The sequence below is a fragment of the Pseudomonas sp. S2_C11 genome (assembly GCF_054668395.1).
Window position 1 is genome coordinate 4,505,699 of sequence record NZ_CP162765.1, and the last position, 19,339, is coordinate 4,525,037.

The following is a 19,339-nucleotide window of genomic DNA, read 5'->3' on the forward strand; positions in this document are numbered from 1 at the left end:
TCTATGTCTGGCTATCGCCTTCGTCACCCGGATCATCGGTGTCCGGCTCGTCGGTCGTCGAGTCATCATCTTCGGCGCTGCCACCCTGATTCATATCCCCCGGCTCCGACTCGGATTTGGCCAGCATCAGCCCGCTATGCCCGACCTGCCCATTGAACGCCTGAGATTCGTGATCCTCGCACTCGGCCCAGGCCGTTGCCGTGCCGAGGGACAGCATCACCATCACTTTCAACAACATCAAAACCCGTAGCAATCTGCTTTTCATGGCCGACTCCATCCTGTTGCGCTAAGACATGCTTGCCGGACTGGCTCCGTGTGAAATCTAGTCGCGATCCGACCGGCTCACCACTTAGGACGCGGCGGTGCGGGGAGAAATGCCCTCGATGCACAGATTGCTTTCGAATAACCCCGATAACCGATACTGCTAAGCGCCGCGTGTGGCCTGCCAGGTCAGTGGAATGGACATCAGCACCAGCAGCGCACTCATCAGCCAGACGCTGTGCCCGCCAAACTGGCCATACAGCTGACCGCTGAGCACCGGCGACAACAACGCGCTGGCACTCCAGCTCATGAAGAACAGCCCGAAGTACTGACCGCTCTTGCCGCTCTGCGCAAAGTGCATCGCCAGCACATTCAGTGGAGGCATGAACAGCGCCTCGCCCAGCGTCCAGATCAGCGTCGACAGACAGACAAAAGCCAAGCCGGAACCGAACGGCAACATGCCCAGCCCACAGGCCAACAGGACACTGCCAACGAGCATCTGCCAACGCGAGCCCCAACGCTCGACCGCGTGCGATAGCGGGATTTGTAAAGCGATCACCAACAGCGCATTGAGCCCGAACTGCCAGCCGATCGCCTCTGTGCTCAGGTGGTAGTAGTCACGCAGATAATTACCCAGCGTGCTGTAGACCGTGTCGAACGCGATGCCGAGCACGGCCGTCGCCGCCAGCAACCAGAGGAACGGCTTGTCGCGAAGCGGCACGCTCGAGCCATCGGCGGATTCGTCTCCAACCACCAGCACCGGCCGCCGCCACGTCGTGCGCGCGAACCACAGCAACGCCAGCATCGTCATCGCTGCACTGGCAAAAAACACCCAACGAAAATCCGCCTGCGCCAACACCCCACCCGCCACCCCGGCAGCGGCCATGCCCAGATTACGCGCGACCCGACTAAGGGCCTGCGCACGCGAGCGTTGCGCGACTTCGCAATACTCCATGATCAGCCGCTGATGCAACGTCCGAATCGCCCCATCGATGACACCGCTAAGCAATAGCAAACCGGCGAGCCAAGGCACCTGCGTCACCAGCCCCAACAGCATCAACACCCACACCGAAACGAAAAACAGCGCCGCCGTCAGCCGCGCCGTGCGCACGTGATCACTGAGCCAGCCACCGAGCATCGAACCGACCAACAACCCCCCGCCATAGGCCGACAGCAACCAGCCGACGGTTTCAATCGCCAGCCCCAGTTCCTGACGCAAGTACAACGCCATGAAGAGTTTGACCATGGCGCTGAGGCGGTTGATGAACAATAGAGCCGCGAGGACCCAGGCCATGGGGGTGAAATAGCCTTTAAGAAGCAACAGGGGATTCAGCCGACTTGTCACTCCATTGACCTCTTCGAACGACTTGCAGGGATTGAAACACTAACGATCAACACGGCGGTTGTCGCACACCTGCACACCAAAACCAGGAAAAAAAGGATTCGCCCTACAACCTGCTGTAGGACATGCCGCAGGCTGAGAACTTTTGACCTTGCTTTTCAAGCTCGCACTCTCCAACAGCCGAGCTGGATTGATTGCATCAAACAGAAAATCGTCGGCTCGCAGATCGCCTTCGCGAGCAGGCTCACTCCCACAATTGGAGTGGGGACGACCTCAAGAAACAGGCCGGCTGTCAGGCCGCCATCGCGAGCAGGCTCACTCCTACAATTTGACCGCGTACCTCCTCAGAAACAGGCCGGCTGTCAGGCCGCTTTCGCGAGCAGGCTCGCTCCCACAATTGGATTGGGGACGACCTCAAGAAACAGGCCGGCTGTCAGGCCGCTTTCGCAAGCACGCTCGCTCCCACAAAAAAGCAAAGCAGCGCAGCTGCACGCGGCAAAGCCGCCCCACTCAAAACAATGAGCGCAAGCTCGAGTGCCTTTGATCTTGCTTTTGATCCACGGGCGACGTCGGAAGGCTGAGTGGAGGGATTGATCCGGGCGAGGGAGCGCAGCGACCGTTCGACGAAGTCGAACACAGCGGAAGGAGGTGCAGCGAAGCAAACCGTAGCCGCTGCGCCCGGATCAGTCCCGGAGCGAAGGAACCCGAGCCTGCGAGGGCCGAACGCAGGAGCAAGCCTTTTCGGTTACCTTTTCGGCGTTTGGAAAAGGTGACTCGCCGTAAGGGCGAAACCGCCAGCCGCAGCCCCCGCAGCAACGGATATTCACCCAAAACCCCAACAGCCTGGTCGGCCCAAAGGCCGCCAAGACCAAAACCGGCAGCCCATAAAAAAGCCCCCAAGGCCTACACCTCAGGGGCTTTCAATGATGCTCACGCGTCGCGCGGAATAAAGTGATCGGCTCATATGAGCACTCGACCTTGTATTCCTCTTTCAAACGGCTGGCGACCACATTGAACTGCAGCACAGGCGCGACGCTGAGCATGATGTCGTTGCTGCGCTCCGGGAAGAACCCCTGCGTCGCGCCGTCTTCCGCCAACTGCTGCAGACCCTGACGCAACTGCCTGGAGACGCAACGATGTTATAAGGCATAGGCCCTGAAGTCGTTGCTGTCGCGAATCAGTAATTGCATCAGCCTGGGATGGATGAACAGCTTTTCCTTACCGACCTGCACTTCTTGCAGAACGCCAATGGCGACCAGCTCTTTGAGGTAGCGGGAGGCGGCTTGACGCTGGGCAATCTGTTTATCAACGACGTTGCTGATGCGGCAGTAGGGTTGCTCGAAAATGACGTCCACCAGCTCGCGGGAATATGTTTTTGGTAGTTGCTCTCGAACAAACTGGGTGGTGTGCTCGGACAGGCTGCGGATGGCGGCGATTTTGGCGCTGGTCCAGCGGGCGGTTTCCTCCACAGCGCTGAGCATGTAAAGCAGCCAGGGTTCCCATGCTTGCTCGCGAGTGACATCGAGCAGCAATCGATAGTACTCGGCGCGGTGCGCGATGATGTAACGGCTGAGGTAAAGGATCGGCAGGTTCAGCAAACCTTCTTGAATGAGGTACAGAGTATTGAGCACTCGTCCGGTACGGCCGTTGCCATCGGTAAACGGGTGAATCGCCTCGAACTGGTAATGCCCAACGGCCATACGCACCAGTGGATCCAGATCCGTCTCGTTGTGCAGAAAGCGTTCCCAATTAGCGAGCAGATCACGCAGGTGATCCTCACCTTCGGGAGGTGTGTAGATGATCTCACCTGTACGGTCGTTGGCTAACTGAGTACCGGGCACACGGCGTATGTCCATATCCACACCTTTGAGAGTGCGACAAATCTCGACTGCCGTACCAGTGGAAAGTGGGCGTTCGGCCAAAGACTGGAAGCCATGATGGAGAGCCTTGCGATAGCGCAGAGCTTCTTTAGTAGCGGGGTCGGCGTGATTTTCGCCATCATGGGCGTGCTGAAAGAGCAAATCCGTGGTGGTGACTATGCTTTCGATTTCGGAGCTGTCCTTCGCTTCCAGCAATGGGATGGTGTTGATTAACACCGTTTGGTTCGGAATGAGCTCGGCTGCCTGCTTCAACTCCGCAAGCGCTGTGCGGGCCTCGATGCAGCGCTTGAGCACTGCTCGAGTCTCCAGCTCTGCTTTGGGTGGTAAGGTCGGAAGCTGGTTATACGGCTTGTCCGCCGTCCAAGGAAGTGCGTGTATGGTCATGGATGAAGGGCCTGATCCTTGGGATAAACATTAAGGTAAGGACACCTGTATGCGCCCCCTTATGGCGTCAGTGTAAACATGTGCGCTCTACGTGTCGCTTTTTTGAGATTTTGACGACACGTCATGATCTCATGTCGCTGACGACGACATGTGCGCATGTCGTGTCTTCAAAATGGATTTCAAGCGACGTATTGTTCTCCAACCCAGCGCACGTTATGAAGACAGACCATGCTCGGCCCAAAAGCCAAGACCAAAACCGGCAGCCCATAAAAAAGCCCCCAAGGCCTACACCTCAGGGGCTTTCAGAAAAACACCTCAAACCTTAATGATGCTCCCGCGTCGCGCGGAATTTCACATCCGGCCAGCGCTCTTCCATCAACGCCAGATTCACCCGCGTCGGCGCCAGGTAAGTCAGGTGACCACCGCCATCCAGCGCAAGGTTCTCCACCGCCTTGTTGGAAAACTCCTCAAGCTTCTTCTTGTCGTCGCACTCGATCCAGCGCGCCGAATACACAGTGATCGGCTCATACGAGCACTCGACCTTGTATTCCTCTTTCAAGCGGCTGGCGACCACATCGAACTGCAGCACACCGACGGCGCCAAGAATGATGTCGTTGCTGCGCTCGGGGAAGAACACCTGCGTCGCGCCCTCCTCCGCCAACTGCTGCAGCCCCTGACGCAACTGCTTGGATTTCAGCGGATCACGCAGACGCACGCGACGGAACAGTTCCGGGGCGAAGTGCGGAATACCGGTGAAACCGAGGACTTCGCCTTCGCTGAAGGTGTCGCCGATCTGGATCGTTCCGTGGTTGTGCAGACCGATGATGTCGCCAGCGTAGGCTTCTTCGAGCTGTTCACGCTCGGAGGAGAAGAACGTCAGGGCGTCGCCGATGCGCACGTCCTTGCCGGTGCGCACGTGGCGCATCTTCATGCCTTTCTCGTACTTGCCGGAGCAGATACGCATGAAGGCGATGCGGTCGCGGTGTTTCGGGTCCATGTTCGCCTGGATCTTGAAGATGAAGCCCGAGAACTTCTCTTCCACCGGCTCGACGGTACGCTCATTGGCCACACGGGCCAGCGGACGCGGCGCCCAATCGACGACAGCATCGAGCACGTGGTCGACACCGAAGTTGCCCAATGCGGTACCGAAGAACACCGGGGTCAGTTGGCCGTCGAGGAATTCCTGCTGGTTGAATTCGTGACAGGCGCCCTGCACCAGTTCCAGCTGTTCGATGAAGCGCTCGTACTCATCGCCCAGGTGCGCGCGCGCCTCGTCGGAGTCGAGCTTCTCGATGATCTTGGTTTCGGTGCGCTCGTGACCGTGACCGGCGGTGTAGACGATGATGTAGTCGTCGGCCAGGTGATACACGCCCTTGAAATCGCGGTAGCAACCGATCGGCCAGGTGATCGGCGCAGCCTTGATTTTCAGAACGGCTTCGATCTCGTCGAGCAGTTCGATCGGGTCGCGAATGTCACGGTCGAGTTTGTTGATGAAGCTGACGATCGGCGTGTCACGCAGACGGCAGACGTCCATCAGCGCAATGGTCCGTGGCTCTACACCCTTACCGCCGTCGAGCACCATCAAGGCCGAGTCCACCGCTGTCAGGGTGCGGTAGGTGTCTTCGGAGAAGTCTTCGTGGCCCGGGGTGTCGAGCAGGTTGATCATGTGCTCGCGATAGGGGAACTGCATGACCGACGTGGTAATGGAAATACCCCGCTGCTTCTCCATCTCCATCCAGTCGGATGTCGCATGGCGATCGGATTTACGGGATTTCACCGTACCGGCCACTGCAATCGCCTTGCCCATCAACAGGAGCTTTTCGGTGATCGTGGTTTTACCGGCATCGGGGTGGGAAATAATGGCGAAAGTGCGGCGTTTCGCGACTTCGGCGGCCTGTTGGGTCATGGGAAATCGCCTGGCGGTGATTCAAAAAAGGGCGGCGAGTATAGCTTAAAAAGTGATCGCCGAACCACCGTCCCTCGGCCGCGCAAAACCCCGTAGGAGCTGCCGAAGGCTGCGATCTTTTGATCTTGTTTTCAGCAGCAAAGTCAAAAGATCGCAGCCTTCGGCAGCTCCAACAGGGTGGCCAAATAGTGTCTAACGTGGGAACCTTTTAAGGCACGGAGACGTCCATCCCCTGTTACGAACTTTCGTCAGGGGCTGAAAAATCAGCAAGTTAGCCTGACGAGGCTGCGCTCATGGCTCGCTTTCAGACCGCTTTGCCGGCTCTGAAAAACGGCTACTTTTCGCGAACGACGCTCCCGGCAGCCAAGGCTTGGCATGCCACACGGGACTGCGCTCGCCGACTACAAAAAAAGGAGTCCGCCTGTGGCTATCCGCTATGGCAAAGGGCTGATGGGAGGTGCGGTGGTGATCGCGCTCCTGGCCCTGCTGGTCCACTGGATCGGCATCAACACGATCGAACACTACCGCGACGATTTGTTGTTTTACCTGCAAGCTCATCTGATTCTCGTCCTCGCTTCCATGCTGGCCGCCCTTGTCGTGGGCATTCCCGCCGGTATCTTCCTCAGCCGCCCGAGCATGGTCGGCCGCGCCGAACGCTTCATGCAAATCTTCAATATCGGCAATACCGTGCCACCGCTTGCCGTGCTCGCGATTGCGCTGGGCATCCTCGGCATCGGCAGTGGCCCGGCGATCTTCGCGCTGTTCCTCGCCTCGCTGTTGCCGATCGTGCGCAACACCTATGAAGGCCTGAAAAATGTTCAGGGCTCGCTGAAAGAAGCCGCTGTCGGCATCGGCATGACGCCGCGCCAAGTGCTGTGGAAAGTCGAATTGCCCAACGCCGTGCCGATCATCGTCGGTGGCGTGCGTGTCGCACTGGCGATCAACGTCGGCACTGCGCCGCTGGCGTTCCTGATCGGCGCCAACAGCCTCGGCAGCCTGATCTTCCCTGGCATCGCCCTGAACAATCAGCCACAACTGCTGCTCGGCGCCGCGTGCACCGCGCTGTTGGCGCTGTTGCTCGATGGCGTGGTCACCCTCGCCAGCCGCCTATGGCTGGAACGCGGTTTGCGCCCGTCTTAAGGCTTTGCGAAGGAATATTTATGAAACGACTTAGCTTGATCTTAGGCTGCGTCCTGCTGTTCGCAGGAGTCGCGCAAGCCGCTGAAAAACCGGTCATCCGCCTCGGCGCCCGGGTCTTCACCGAGCAGACCCTGCTCGCCGAAATCACCGCGCAATACCTGCGCAGCAAAGGCTATGACGCGCAGATCACCGGCGGTCTGGGCAGTAACCTCGCCCGTAGCGCCCACGAAAGCGGGCAACTGGACATGCTCTGGGAATACACCGGCGTGTCGCTGGTGGCCTACAACCATGTCACCGAGAAACTCGACAGCGCGCAGTCCTACGCCCGGGTCAGAGAGCTCGACGCGAAGAAAGGCCTGATCTGGCTGACGCCGTCGAAATTCAGCAACACCTACGCCCTCGCTCTGCCGAAAAAAATCGCCGAGCAATATCCGCAGATCGGCAACATCAGCCAGCTCAACGAAGTGCTGCGCGCCGAGGCCAAGACCAACCACTTGGTGGCGCTGGACACCGAGTTCGCCAACCGCTCCGACGGTCTCGACGGCATGGTCAAGCTCTACGACATGAACCTGACCCGCAAGAACATCCGGCAGATGGACGCCGGCCTGGTCTACACCGCGCTGCGTAACGGTCAGGTGTTTGCCGGTCTGGTCTACACCACCGATGGCCGCCTCAAGGCCTTCGGCCTGAAATTGCTGGAGGACGACAAGCATTACTTCCCCGACTACACCGCAGCTCCCGTGGTGCGTCAGGCCACGCTGGACGCCAACCCGAAACTGGCCGAACAACTCAAGCCGCTGGCCGAACTGTTCGACGACGAAACCATGCGCCAACTCAACGCGCGGGTCGATGTCGATCATGAAAGCCCATCGTCCGTTGCCGCCGATTTCCTGCGCCAGCATCCACTGAATTAAGAGAGGAGAAGTCATGGAATTTCTGAACGCCTTTTCCCATCTCGACTGGCAGCAGGTGATGCACCTGACCTGGCAGCACATCACTCTGGTCGGCATCGCCGTGACCCTGGCGATCGTCATCGGCGTGCCGCTGGGCATCCTGATGACACGCTTTCCCACCCTCGCCGGCCCGCTGCAAGCCAGTGCCACGGTGCTGCTGACCGTGCCGTCGATCGCCCTGTTCGGTCTGCTGCTGCCGTTCTATTCCAAGTTCGGCCAGGGCCTGGGGCCGCTGCCGGCGATCACCGCCGTGTTCCTTTATTCGCTGCTGCCGATCATGCGCAACACCTACCTCGCCCTGACCGGCGTTGAACCGGGCATCCGCGAAGCCGCGCGCGGCATCGGCATGACCTTCGGCCAGCGCCTGCGCATGGTCGAACTGCCGATTGCGGTGCCAGTGATCCTCGCTGGCGTGCGCACCGCCGTGGTGATGAACATAGGCGTGATGACCATCGCCGCGACCATCGGCGCCGGCGGCCTCGGTGTGTTGATCCTCGCCTCCATCAGCCGCAGTGACATGTCGATGCTTATCGTCGGCGCGCTGCTGGTCAGTCTTCTGGCGATCTTCGCCGACCTGTTTCTCCAATGGCTGCAACGCTCGTTGACTCCAAAAGGACTCCTGAAATGATCGAACTTCAAAACCTCAGCAAAACTTTCCAAAGCAACGGCAAAGATGTCAAAGCCGTGGATTCGGTAAGCCTGACCGTCAATGAAGGCGAGATCTGCGTGTTCCTCGGGCCATCGGGTTGCGGCAAAAGCACCACGCTGAAAATGATCAACCGCCTGATCAAACCGACTTCGGGCAAGATCCTCATCAACGGTGAAGACACCACCGATCTCGACGAGGTGACCCTGCGCCGCAACATCGGCTACGTGATCCAGCAGATCGGTCTGTTCCCGAACATGACCATCGAAGAAAACATCGTCGTGGTGCCAAAACTGCTCGGCTGGGACAAACAGAAATGCCACGACCGCGCCCGCGAACTGATGAGCATGATCAAGCTCGAGCCCAAGCAGTATCTGCATCGCTACCCGCGTGAACTGTCCGGTGGTCAGCAACAGCGTATCGGCGTGATCCGCGCCTTGGCCGCTGATGCGCCGCTGCTGTTGATGGACGAGCCGTTTGGCGCGGTCGACCCGATCAACCGCGAGATGATCCAGAACGAATTCTTCGAGATGCAGCGCGCGCTGAACAAGACCGTGATCATGGTCAGCCACGACATCGACGAAGCCATCAAACTGGGGGACAAGATCGCCATTTTCCGCACCGGCAAGCTGCTGCAGATTGATCATCCCGACACCCTGCTGGCGCATCCGGCGGATGATTTCGTCAGCAATTTCGTCGGTCAGGACAGCACGCTCAAACGCCTGCTGTTGGTGAAAGCCGAAGACGCGGCGGACAACGCGCCGTCGGTCAGCCCGGAAACGCCAGTGGCCGATGCGCTGGAATTGATGGACGAGCACGACCGTCGCTACGTGGTGGTCACCTGCGCCGAGAACAAGGCGCTGGGTTACGTGCGCCGTCGCGACCTGCATCGTCAGACCGGCACCTGCGCGCAGTTCCTGCGTGAGTTCAACGCCACCGCAGCGTACGACGAGCACCTGCGCATCCTGTTGTCGCGCATGTACGAGTTCAACCGCGCCTGGCTGCCGGTGATGGATGCCGAACGGGTATTCCTCGGTGAAGTGACGCAGGAGTCGATTGCGGCATACCTGAGTTCGGGACGTTCACGGGGGATGAAGACCAGTATCGTCTCGCCGGCTGAGACCGTGGTCGCGTAAACCATCTACGCGGTTGAAACCCGATCCCTGTGGGAGCGAGCCTGCTCGCGAAAGCGCAATATCAGTCGACGCTGATGGCGGCTGTGAAAATGCCTTCGCGAGCAGGCTCGCTCCCACAGGATCTACGTAATTTTGTTGATCTTCACTGGGTGACAAAGAATCTCAACAGCCTCTCCTGCAAGAGCGTCGTCAACTCAGCTTCTTCAAGGTTCAAATCCCCCTTCAAAAGACTCTCTCGCTGCCAACGTCGCCGATGTTGCCGCCATCACACTTACCAACGATCTAGCCGACAAAAGCCACGAACGTGCAGGTATTTTTAACACTCGAAAATTCGCCGGGAACATCTGCCCGTCATCTCGGTCGGGTAGAAGGAGTGATGAACGCGACGCACGTCAGAAGCGTGCAAAAACGCGACATTTTTAGTTGATCTCGCGCCCCTCACGCCCTAAAGTTCGCGCCGAACGTCCATGCTGGAAACGATCCATCCGGCTCAAGTACTGACGACGAGACAGCAAGGCCAAGGGATAGCTGCACATCTCTGGGCCTTTTTGCTTTCGGCGGCAATGCCTTGGGAAGTAGGCGAACCAAAGTGGGGATACGGAGGGCGTTCATGCACCCATTGTTTTTACGAGTTTGCCCATAGGAGCACCCAGCATGTCGATCCAGGTCGAAGACTATTTCGCGCGCGCTACATTCGACAAAATGAAGGCGTTCGCCGACAAACAGGAAACCCCGTTCGTGGTGATCGACACCGCCATGATCGCCCAGGCCTACGATGACCTGCGCGCCGGTTTCGAATTCGCCAAGGTCTACTACGCGGTCAAGGCCAACCCGGCCGTCGAGATCATCGACCTGCTCAAAGACAAGGGCTCGAGCTTCGACATCGCCTCGATCTACGAGCTGGACAAAGTCATGGATCGCGGCGTCAGCCCGGACCGTATCAGCTACGGCAACACCATCAAGAAATCCAAGGACATCCGCTACTTCTATGAGAAGGGCGTGCGTCTGTTCTCCACCGACTCCGAAGCCGACCTGCGCAACATCGCCAAGGCTGCACCGGGTTCGAAAGTCTATGTGCGCATCCTCACTGAAGGCTCGACCACTGCTGACTGGCCGCTGTCGCGCAAGTTCGGCTGCCAGACCGACATGGCCATGGACTTGCTGATCCTCGCCCGCGACCTCGGTCTGGTGCCGTACGGCATCTCCTTCCACGTCGGTTCGCAACAGCGCGACATCAGCGTCTGGGACGCGGCGATCGCCAAGGTCAAAGTGATCTTCGAACGTCTGAAAGAAGAAGACGGCATCCACCTCAAGCTGATCAACATGGGCGGCGGCTTCCCGGCCAACTACATCACCCGCACCAACAGCCTGGAAACCTACGCCGAAGAGATCATCCGCTTCCTGAAAGAAGACTTCGGTGATGACCTGCCGGAAATCATTCTGGAGCCTGGCCGCTCGCTGATCGCCAACGCCGGTATTCTGGTCAGCGAAGTGGTGTTGGTTGCGCGCAAGTCGCGCACTGCTGTCGAGCGTTGGGTTTACACGGATGTGGGCAAGTTCTCCGGCCTGATCGAAACCATGGACGAAGCGATCAAGTTCCCGATCTGGACCGAGAAGAAAGGCGAGATGGAAGAAGTCGTCATCGCCGGCCCGACCTGCGACAGCGCCGACATCATGTACGAGAACTACAAGTACGGCTTGCCGCTGAACCTGGCGATTGGTGATCGTCTGTACTGGCTGTCGACCGGTGCGTACACCACCAGTTACAGCGCGGTCGAGTTCAATGGCTTCCCGCCGCTGAAGTCGTTTTACGTTTAAGAGGCAGCGGCAAGTTTCTAGCTGCTAGCTGCAAGTGAAAAGCCCATGACGTGTCATGGGCTTTTTTGTGTCTGTGCGTTCGACTTGAAGTTTTGCGGGGTACTTGAAACCGAGGCCCCTCACCCCAGCCCTCTCCCAAGGGAGAGGGAGCCGACCGAGGTGTAGCGCATCATGCACCGACCAGAAGGATCGAGTCGATTATGGATTCGGCAAAGCACTTTCAGGTCGGCGTACCTCTTAAACATCCCCCAATCAGTCCCCTCTCCCTCCGGGAGAGGGTTAGGGTGAGGGCTTGCGAATTCAGACGCGCTGCAATTCTGCATAGCGAAGCGAGAACCGAGCAGCCATCCCCTGGATTTTTGGATCTGTAGCACTTAACAGCGTTTCACTCGCCACCCGCAGAAAATTAAGATTGCCCCCGGCCAAGGCTTTCTCAAGCCAAACAACTGCTTCATCAATCCGCCCCTCATCCGCTAAAACTGCAGCGAAACTGAACTGCCCACGAAAATCCCCTCCCTCAGCCGAACGCCGATACCAGTCACGCGCCGCCAGCGGATCCGCCGGACACACCTGCCCTTCCTCCAGATAGCGCCCCAGCAGATTCATCGATTTCGCATGGCCCAACTCAGCCGCGCGCCGATACAACGCCAGCGCATGCTGATGATCAACCGTCACCCCGCGCCCGGTGGCCAGTAGATTGGCAAAGTTGTACATCGCCCAGTCCAGCCCCGCCTCGGCAGCGATTCGATAATGCTGCGCCGCGACCGAGGCATCCGCCGCACAACCCCAACCATGCTCATGACAACGCCCGAGCATGTTGCGCGCCATCAGATGCCCGCGACCGGCGGCGATGCCGAACCAGCGCAATGCAAGCGGTTGATCCTGCGCGATGCCCTGACCGTCCAGCAGGATCTGCCCAAGCAGCGCCTGCGCTTCAACCTCGCCCTCGCCCGCCGCCAGCAAAATCGCCTGCGCAGCGCGGGCCGGGCTTTCTTCAAGCATTGCCGTCAACCCGGCGGCGTCGAGAACTTCCTCGCGGCGCAACTGGAAACTCATACCTCGACCCAGCGCCGCAGCAGGTTGTGATAAGTGCCAGTGAGGCGGATCAGCGAAGGGTGATCAGGCATGTCCTGCGTAAGCTGCTGAATCGCCCCGTCCATTTCGAACAGCAGCGCGCGCTGGCTGTCTTCGCGCACCAGGCTCTGCGTCCAGAAAAACGAGGCATAACGCGCACCACGTGTGACCGCATTGACCTTGTGCAAACTGGTGCCCGGATACAACACCATGTCGCCGGCCGGCAGCTTCACGCGCTGGGTGCCGTAGGTGTCCTGAATCTCCAGTTCGCCGCCGTCGTAATCTTCCGGCTCGCTGAAAAACAGCGTAGCCGACAAATCGGTGCGCACCCGCTCGATGCTGCCCTTGGGCTGGCGCACGGCGTTGTCGATGTGAAAATCGAAACTGCCGCCGGCCGTGTAGCAGTTTACTAGCGGTGGGAAGACTTTGTGCGGCAGTGCGGCAGACATGAACAGCGGATTCTTCCACAGCCGCTCGAGCATCGCCGCGCCGATTTCCTTGGCCAGCGGGTGGCCTTCGGGCAGTTGCAGATTGTGCTTGGCCTTGGCCGACTGGAAGCCGGCGGTGATCTTGCCGTCGGCCCAATCCGCTTGCTCCAGGGCCTGGCGGATGCGCTGCACTTCGTCTTTTGCGAACAGCCCGGGTATGTGCAACAGCATGGCGATGTCACCTGATGGCAAGAAGGCGGCAATGGTATTGATTCTTATTGACTGTGTAAAACCCCCGAGACGAACGAACAGGCAGAGACCGTAAGAGCAAATTGTAAAGAATGTAAATTCAATGCGAATAACAATGTTTCGCAATTGATACGAATACCTGTTTACCCTATATTCCGCCGCCTCAAATCCTTGGGGAGGGGAATAAAAATGGCACGTCAACACGCACAATTACCGGTCAGTTCACCACGTCTGCTCGCCTCGGCAATCGGTGTCGCAATCACCGCCGGCTCGGCTGGGCAGATGGTCTTCGCGGCGGAAAAAACCGAGAGCAAAACTTCCGGCAACGCCATTGCCCTGGACGCCACCGCCATCACTGGTGAAGCCCAGGACTCGACCTCCTACCAGGTCGAAAAAGCCTCCTCGCCCAAGTACACCGCACCGCTGGTCGACACGCCGCGCTCGGTCACCGTCATCCCGCAGCAAGTGCTCAAGGACACCGGCGCGCTGAATATGCAGGACGCCCTGCGTACCGTGCCGGGCATTACCTTCGGTGCCGGTGAAGGCGGCAACCCGCAGGGCGACCGTCCATTCATTCGCGGCTTCGATGCTCAGGGTGACACTTACCTGGACGGCGTGCGCGACACCGGTTCGCAGAGCCGCGAAATCTTCGCCGTGGAAAACATCGAAGTCAGCAAAGGCCCGAACTCGGCGATTGGCGGTCGCGGCGCCGCCGGCGGCAGCATCAACCTGGTGAGCAAGAAAGCGCACCTGGGCAACTCGTTCGACGGCGGCTTCACCTACGGCTCCGACCAGACCCAGCGCTACACACTCGACGGCAACTATCAGTTCAGCGACAGCGCTGCCGGCCGTCTCAACCTGATGAGCCACGAGAGCAACGTCGCCGGTCGCGACAAGGTCGATTACGACCGTTGGGGCATCGCGCCGTCGCTGGCCTTCGGCCTGGGCACCGATACCCGTGTAAACCTCGACTACTACCATCTGGAAAGCAACGACACCCCGGACTCGGGCATCCCGTACACCATCCCAACCGGTGGTTCGGCCGCACGCACCAAGTCCAATCCGGACAAGCCGTACGCCGGTGGCGATCACGACAACTTCTATGGTCTGGATCGTGACTTCCGCAAGGGCCGCACCGACACCGCGACCTTCGCCATCGAGCACGACCTCAATGATGCGCTGACCATCAAGAACACCCTGCGCCACGGCAGCAGCATGCAGGATTACATCCTCACCCAGCCGGACGACAGCAAGGGCAACGTCAACAACGGCAGCGTCTGGCGTCGGGCCAACACGCGGGTGAGCAACACCGAAACCACCACCAACCAGACCGATCTGTTCGGCACCTTCTACGTGGGCGGTTTCAAGAACAGCTTCTCCACCGGTGTCGAATACACCCGTGAGCAGAGCGAGAAATCCTCGTACAACGTCAACACCGACACCACGCCGCGCACCAGCACCGTCACCACCAATTGCAACCCGGGCCTGATCGGCGCCGCCAGCGGTTACAACTGCACCTCGCTGTCGAACCCGAACCCGAACGATCCGTGGAACGGCGCGATCTCGCGTAACTACGCCGGTACCGACACCCAGGCCGACACCTACGCGCTCTACGTGTTCGACACGCTGGAATTGTCCGAGCAATGGCTGGTGAACATGGGCCTGCGCTACGACCACTTCGACACCGATTACAAAACCTACAACGCCGCAGGGACCACCACCTCCAAGGGCGATGACACCAGCGAATTCGTCACCGGTCAGTTCGGCGTGGTCTACAAGCCGGCGGAAAACGGCAGCATCTACGCCTCTTATGCGACCTCGGCGACACCGCCGGGCAACACTTTGGGCGAAGGTCAGGAAGGCAACCCGCTGGGCGGCACACCGGATCGCAGCGGCAACCTGCTGAGCAGCGACATGGAGCCGGAAACCACCAAGAACTACGAGATCGGCACCAAGTGGGATCTGCTCAATGATCGCCTGTCGCTGACCGCCGACATCTTCCGCACCGAGAAGGAAAACGCTCGCGTGCAAGTCGATACCAGTTCCTACGAAAACGCCGGCAAGACTCGCGTGCAAGGCTTCGAACTGTCGGCCAGCGGCAAGATCACCGACAAATGGCAAGTCTTCGCCGGTTACGCCTTCATGGACAGCGAACAGGTTGATGGCGGCCCGCTGGGTCGTGCCAACGACGGCAACGATCTGCCGAACACACCGAAAAACAGCGCCAGCCTGTGGACCACGTACCAGGTCACGCCAAAGCTGACGATCGGTGGTGGCGCGTTCTACGTCGACGACGTCTACGGCAGTGTCGCCAACACGACGATGGTCGATTCGTACGTGCGTTACGACGCGATGGCGGCCTACAAGCTGACCAAGAACGTCGACCTGCAACTCAACGTGCAGAACCTGACCGACGAAACCTATTACGACAAAGCCTTCTCGACCCACTTCGCCAATCAGGCGGCGGGACGTACGGCGCTGTTGAGCACCAATTTCCACTTCTGACGATTTGGAACCTGTAGGAGCGAGCCTGCTCGCGAAGGCAATCTTTCAGCAACATCGATGCTGACTGACACACCGCTTTCGCGAGCAGGCTCGCTCCCACAGGGAATGTGCCGCGAGGCTCGGCCCCGTTCATTCAGTTGAACGGGGCTTTTGTGTGTTACGCAAAACGCTTCTTGATAACCCACGGCATAATGCGCGCCGTGATGACAATTTCCGAACGGACGGCGAGTGACGTGTTGAAGAAAACCCTGTTCCAGTTGCACTGGTTTTTTGGCATCACCGCAGGGCTGGTGCTGGCCCTGATGGGCATCACCGGCGCGGCCTATTCGTTTCAGGACGAGATCCTGCGCGCGCTCAATCCGTCCGTTCTGCAGGTGGAAAAACAAGTCGCTGGAGTGCTGCCGCCAGTGGAACTGGTGGAGCGCATCGAAGCTGCGTCCGGCAAGAAAGTCGCGATGCTCTGGGTCGAGACCGACAGCGGTCACGCCGCACGGGTGTTCTTCACCCCGCCCAAGGGCGAACGACGTGGCGAAATGCGCTACTTCGACCCGTACACCGCCGAGTTCAAGGGCGATGCCACCGGCCAGGACTTCTTCGGCCTGATGCTGCAACTGCACCGTTTCCTCGCCATGGGCGATACCGGGCGCAACATCACCGGCGCCTGCACCTTGATGCTGCTGTTCTTCTGCCTCTCCGGCCTTTATCTGCGCTGGCCACGCCAGTGGAACAGCTGGCGCGTGTGGTTAACCCTGGACTGGAAAAAGAAGGGCCGCGCGTTCAATTGGGATCTGCACTCGGTGGCCGGCACTTGGTGTTTGCTGGTGTATCTGCTGCTGGCGTTGACCGGGTTGTCATGGTCGTACGAGTGGTACAACAAGGGCCTGACCCGACTGCTTTCCGACGCGCCGCAAAACGAACGCGTACGCGGCGGTCGCGGCCCGGCGCCGGAAGGTCCGGCACCGACCGCCGACTACGCAGCGATGTGGAGCAGCATCTACAGCGCTGCCGGCCCGGGTCTGGCCGCGTACAACATTCGCATGCCGGCGGTGGCCGGCCAGCCGGCGACGGTGTTCTACCTGCTCGACAGCTCGCCCCATGACCGCGCGCTGAACCAGATCACCCTCGACCCGGCCACCGGCGTGGTCAAACGCGTCGACCGCTATGCCGACAAAAGCTTCAAGGCCCAACTGCTGACCAGCATTTATGCGCTGCACGTCGGCAGCTATTTCGGCCTTGTCGGGCGCATCATCGTGACGATCGCGGCGGTGTGCATGCCGCTGTTTTTCATCACTGGCTGGCTGCTGTATCTGGACCGTCGGCGCAAGAAAAAGCAGATCAAGGATGCCCGCCAGGGCCTCGCACAACCCTCCGCCGATGCTTCGGCATGGCTGATCGGTTTCGCCAGCCAGAGCGGTTTCGCCGAACAATTGGCGTGGCAGACCGCCGGACAATTGCAGGCCGCCGGGTTGCCGGTCAACGTGCAGCCGCTGGCCAATCTCAGCGAACAGGATCTGCGGGATTCGAACAACGCCTTGTTCGTGGTCAGCACCTTCGGCGACGGCGAAGCGCCGGACAGCGCGCGCGGTTTCGAACGCAAAGTGCTGGCCAAGGCCTCGACACTCGACGGCCTCAACTACGCCGTGCTCGGCCTCGGCGATCGGCAGTACGCGCACTTCTGTGGCTTCGCCAAACGCTTGCATCAATGGCTCGGCGAGCACGGCGGCAAGACGCTGTTCGCCCCGGTGGAGGTCGATAGCGCCGATCCCTACGCGCTGCGTCATTGGCAAACGCAACTCGGCCAGCTCACCGGACAGGCGCCTAGCGAAACCTGGCAAGCACCCAGCTACGACAACTGGACGCTGGTGCGGCGCGAACTGATGAACCCCGACAGCAGCGGCGCGCCGGTCTATCTGCTCGGCCTCAAAGCCCCGGACACCCGCAGCTGGCTGGCTGGTGACCTGGTCGAAGTGTTGCCACGCAATTGCCCGTGGGCCATCGAGCATTTCCTCGACGGCCTCGGCATCCGTGGCGAAACACCGGTGAAGGTCAACGGCATCGACGAACCACTGGAAGTGGCCCTCGCCTCACGGCAACTGCCCGAACACCGCGCGCATCTGGTCGGCCTGCATGCGCAGTCGCTGGTCGACGCGATGGTGCCGCTGGCCATGCGCGAATACTCCATCGCCTCGATTGCCGCTGACGGCGTGCTGGAGCTGATCGTGCGTCAGGAACAGCACAGCGACGGCAGCCTCGGCATAGGCTCCGGCTGGCTCACCGAGCATGCGCCTGTGGGCGGCAGCATCAGCCTGCGCGTGCGGCGCAACAGTGGTTTCCACCTGCCGAACGAACCCGTGCCGATGATCCTGCTGGGCAACGGCACAGGCCTCGCCGGCCTGCGCAGCCTGCTCAAGGCACGCATTGCCGATGGTCAGCAACGGCAGTGGCTGCTGTTCGGCGAGCGCAACCGCGAGCACGACTTCCTCTGCCGCGCCGAGCTCGAGGAGTGGTTGGTCAATGGCGATCTGGTCCGGCTGGATCTGGCGTTTTCGCGGGATCAGGCTGAGAAGGTTTATGTGCAGGATCGCTTGCGTGAGTCGGCGGATGAACTGAAGAAGTGGTTGGCTGATGGTGCCGTCATTTATATCTGCGGCAGCCTTCAAGGGATGGCCTCAGGCGTAGACCAGGCCCTCAACGATATCCTCGGCAGCGCCGAAGTCGAACGCCTGATCGAACAGGGCCGCTATCGCCGGGACGTTTACTAACGCCTGCGAAAAGCCCCTCACCCTAGCCCTCTCCCAATGGGAGAGGGGACCGATTGGGGGATGCTCGAGATCGACGCCGACCTGAGCGTTCTTCACTGAATCCATAGCCATAATCACCTCGGTCGGCTCCCTCTCCTCCTGGGAGAGAGCTGGGCGGGCGGCGTTCCGATGAGGGAAATGGGCTACTGTTAAATCTCCACTCAACTTCACAAGGACCGTGAAGCCATGCCAAGCCGCCCGACCCTCGCCCAATTCGCCCGCCACTTGCGCACCAACCAGACAGATTGCGAACACCTGCTCTGGCAGCGCCTGCGTTCCCGGCAGATCGCCAACCTGAAATTTCGCCGACAGTTTCCATGTCCGCCGTTTGTGCTGGATTTCTATTGTGTGGAGTTGAGATTGGCGATTGAGCTGGATGGTGGCCAGCATTATGAGACGGCCGGGGTGGTTCACGATCGGCGCCGGTCGAACTTCCTGTCTCAACAAGGCATCGACGTCGTGCGATTCAGCAATCTTGAGGTGCTTCAGCAGATGGATGACGTGTTGGAGCAGATCATCAGAATTGCGGCAGAGCGGAAAATGCCCTCACCCTAGCCCTCTCCCAGAGGGAGAGGGGACTGATTGGGGGATGCTCGAGATCGACGCCGACCTGAGCGTTCTTCACTGAATCCAAAGCCACAATCACCTCGGTCTTCCAGGTCGATGCATGACGCAAGACACTTCGGTCGGCCCTCTCCCTCCCAGAGGGCGAGGTGACTGATTGGGTGATGCTTGAGATCGACGCCGACCTGAGCATTCTTCACTGAATCCAAAGCCACAATCACCTCGGTCTTCCAGGTCGATGCATGACGCAAG

The 19,339-nt window shown here is 59.7% G+C and carries 14 protein-coding genes and 1 pseudogene; 8 read left to right on the forward strand and 7 right to left on the reverse strand.

The genetic code is table 11. The features are described 5' to 3' along the window. Position 1 precedes the first annotated feature (1 nt). The 5 genes and pseudogenes from AB4N48_RS20435 to AB4N48_RS20455 form a co-directional block, all read right to left on the reverse strand. Positions 2-265 (reverse strand): hypothetical protein, encoded by a 264-nt coding sequence (locus tag AB4N48_RS20435; protein ID WP_056782908.1) that lies wholly within the window; start codon positions 263-265, stop codon positions 2-4. A 159-nt stretch (positions 266-424) separates the two neighbouring features. After that, entirely contained in the window at positions 425-1,555 is a 1,131-nt protein-coding gene (locus tag AB4N48_RS20440; protein WP_460094226.1) for an MFS transporter, read from the reverse strand. Between the two features lie 986 nt (positions 1,556-2,541). Beyond that, positions 2,542-2,730: pseudogene (prfC, locus tag AB4N48_RS20445) on the reverse strand (peptide chain release factor 3); the annotation flags it as partial. 12 nt (positions 2,731-2,742) lie between these two features. Continuing rightward, the gene (fic, locus tag AB4N48_RS20450; RefSeq protein WP_252868795.1) at positions 2,743-3,867 is read right to left on the reverse strand and encodes a protein adenylyltransferase Fic; all 1,125 of its coding nucleotides are present in this window, start codon (positions 3,865-3,867) and stop codon (positions 2,743-2,745) included. A 322-nt stretch (positions 3,868-4,189) separates the two neighbouring features. After that, positions 4,190-5,773 carry a peptide chain release factor 3 gene (locus AB4N48_RS20455; RefSeq protein WP_016771727.1) on the reverse strand — a complete coding sequence of 528 codons (1,584 nt, stop codon included), beginning with the start codon at positions 5,771-5,773 and terminating at the stop codon, positions 4,190-4,192. A gap of 450 nt (positions 5,774-6,223) precedes the next feature. Between AB4N48_RS20455 and AB4N48_RS20460 the strand changes: the two genes are divergently transcribed. From AB4N48_RS20460 to AB4N48_RS20480, 5 genes are all read left to right on the forward strand, one after another. After that, entirely contained in the window at positions 6,224-6,913 is a 690-nt protein-coding gene (locus AB4N48_RS20460; protein WP_166554532.1) for an ABC transporter permease, read from the forward strand. Positions 6,914-6,933: 20 nt separating this feature from the next. Further along, a complete protein-coding gene (locus AB4N48_RS20465; protein ID WP_460094227.1) occupies positions 6,934-7,827 on the forward strand; it encodes a glycine betaine ABC transporter substrate-binding protein in 894 nt (297 codons plus the stop codon). A 13-nt stretch (positions 7,828-7,840) separates the two neighbouring features. Further along, entirely contained in the window at positions 7,841-8,494 is a 654-nt protein-coding gene (locus tag AB4N48_RS20470; protein ID WP_039759484.1) for an ABC transporter permease, read from the forward strand. After that, positions 8,491-9,648 (forward strand): osmoprotectant ABC transporter ATP-binding protein OsmV, encoded by a 1,158-nt coding sequence (locus tag AB4N48_RS20475; RefSeq protein ID WP_460094228.1) that lies wholly within the window; start codon positions 8,491-8,493, stop codon positions 9,646-9,648. The genes AB4N48_RS20470 and AB4N48_RS20475 overlap by 4 nt, the downstream gene beginning before the upstream one ends. A 654-nt stretch (positions 9,649-10,302) precedes the next feature. After that, on the forward strand, positions 10,303-11,466 hold the full coding sequence (locus AB4N48_RS20480; RefSeq protein ID WP_016771733.1) for a type III PLP-dependent enzyme: 1,164 nt from the start codon (positions 10,303-10,305) through the stop codon (positions 11,464-11,466). Positions 11,467-11,766: 300 nt separating this feature from the next. On the opposite strand, the gene AB4N48_RS20485 is transcribed toward AB4N48_RS20480, so the two are convergent. Both AB4N48_RS20485 and AB4N48_RS20490 read right to left on the reverse strand, forming a co-directional pair. Beyond that, on the reverse strand, positions 11,767-12,522 hold the full coding sequence (locus AB4N48_RS20485; protein ID WP_460094229.1) for a tetratricopeptide repeat protein: 756 nt from the start codon (positions 12,520-12,522) through the stop codon (positions 11,767-11,769). Beyond that, a complete protein-coding gene (locus tag AB4N48_RS20490) occupies positions 12,519-13,199 on the reverse strand; it encodes a Fe2+-dependent dioxygenase (RefSeq protein WP_130928102.1) in 681 nt (226 codons plus the stop codon). The genes AB4N48_RS20485 and AB4N48_RS20490 overlap by 4 nt, the downstream gene beginning before the upstream one ends. 207 nt (positions 13,200-13,406) lie before the next feature. Between AB4N48_RS20490 and AB4N48_RS20495 the strand changes: the two genes are divergently transcribed. The 3 genes from AB4N48_RS20495 (at position 13,407) to AB4N48_RS20505 (ending at position 19,078) form a co-directional block, all read left to right on the forward strand. Beyond that, entirely contained in the window at positions 13,407-15,722 is a 2,316-nt protein-coding gene (locus tag AB4N48_RS20495) for a TonB-dependent receptor (RefSeq protein WP_056782900.1), read from the forward strand. A gap of 233 nt (positions 15,723-15,955) precedes the next feature. Next, positions 15,956-18,484, forward strand: coding sequence for a PepSY domain-containing protein (locus AB4N48_RS20500; protein WP_460095573.1), 2,529 nt, complete (start codon positions 15,956-15,958; stop codon positions 18,482-18,484). A gap of 225 nt (positions 18,485-18,709) precedes the next feature. Then, a complete protein-coding gene (locus tag AB4N48_RS20505; protein ID WP_056782898.1) occupies positions 18,710-19,078 on the forward strand; it encodes an endonuclease domain-containing protein in 369 nt (122 codons plus the stop codon). Positions 19,079-19,339 lie beyond the last annotated feature (261 nt).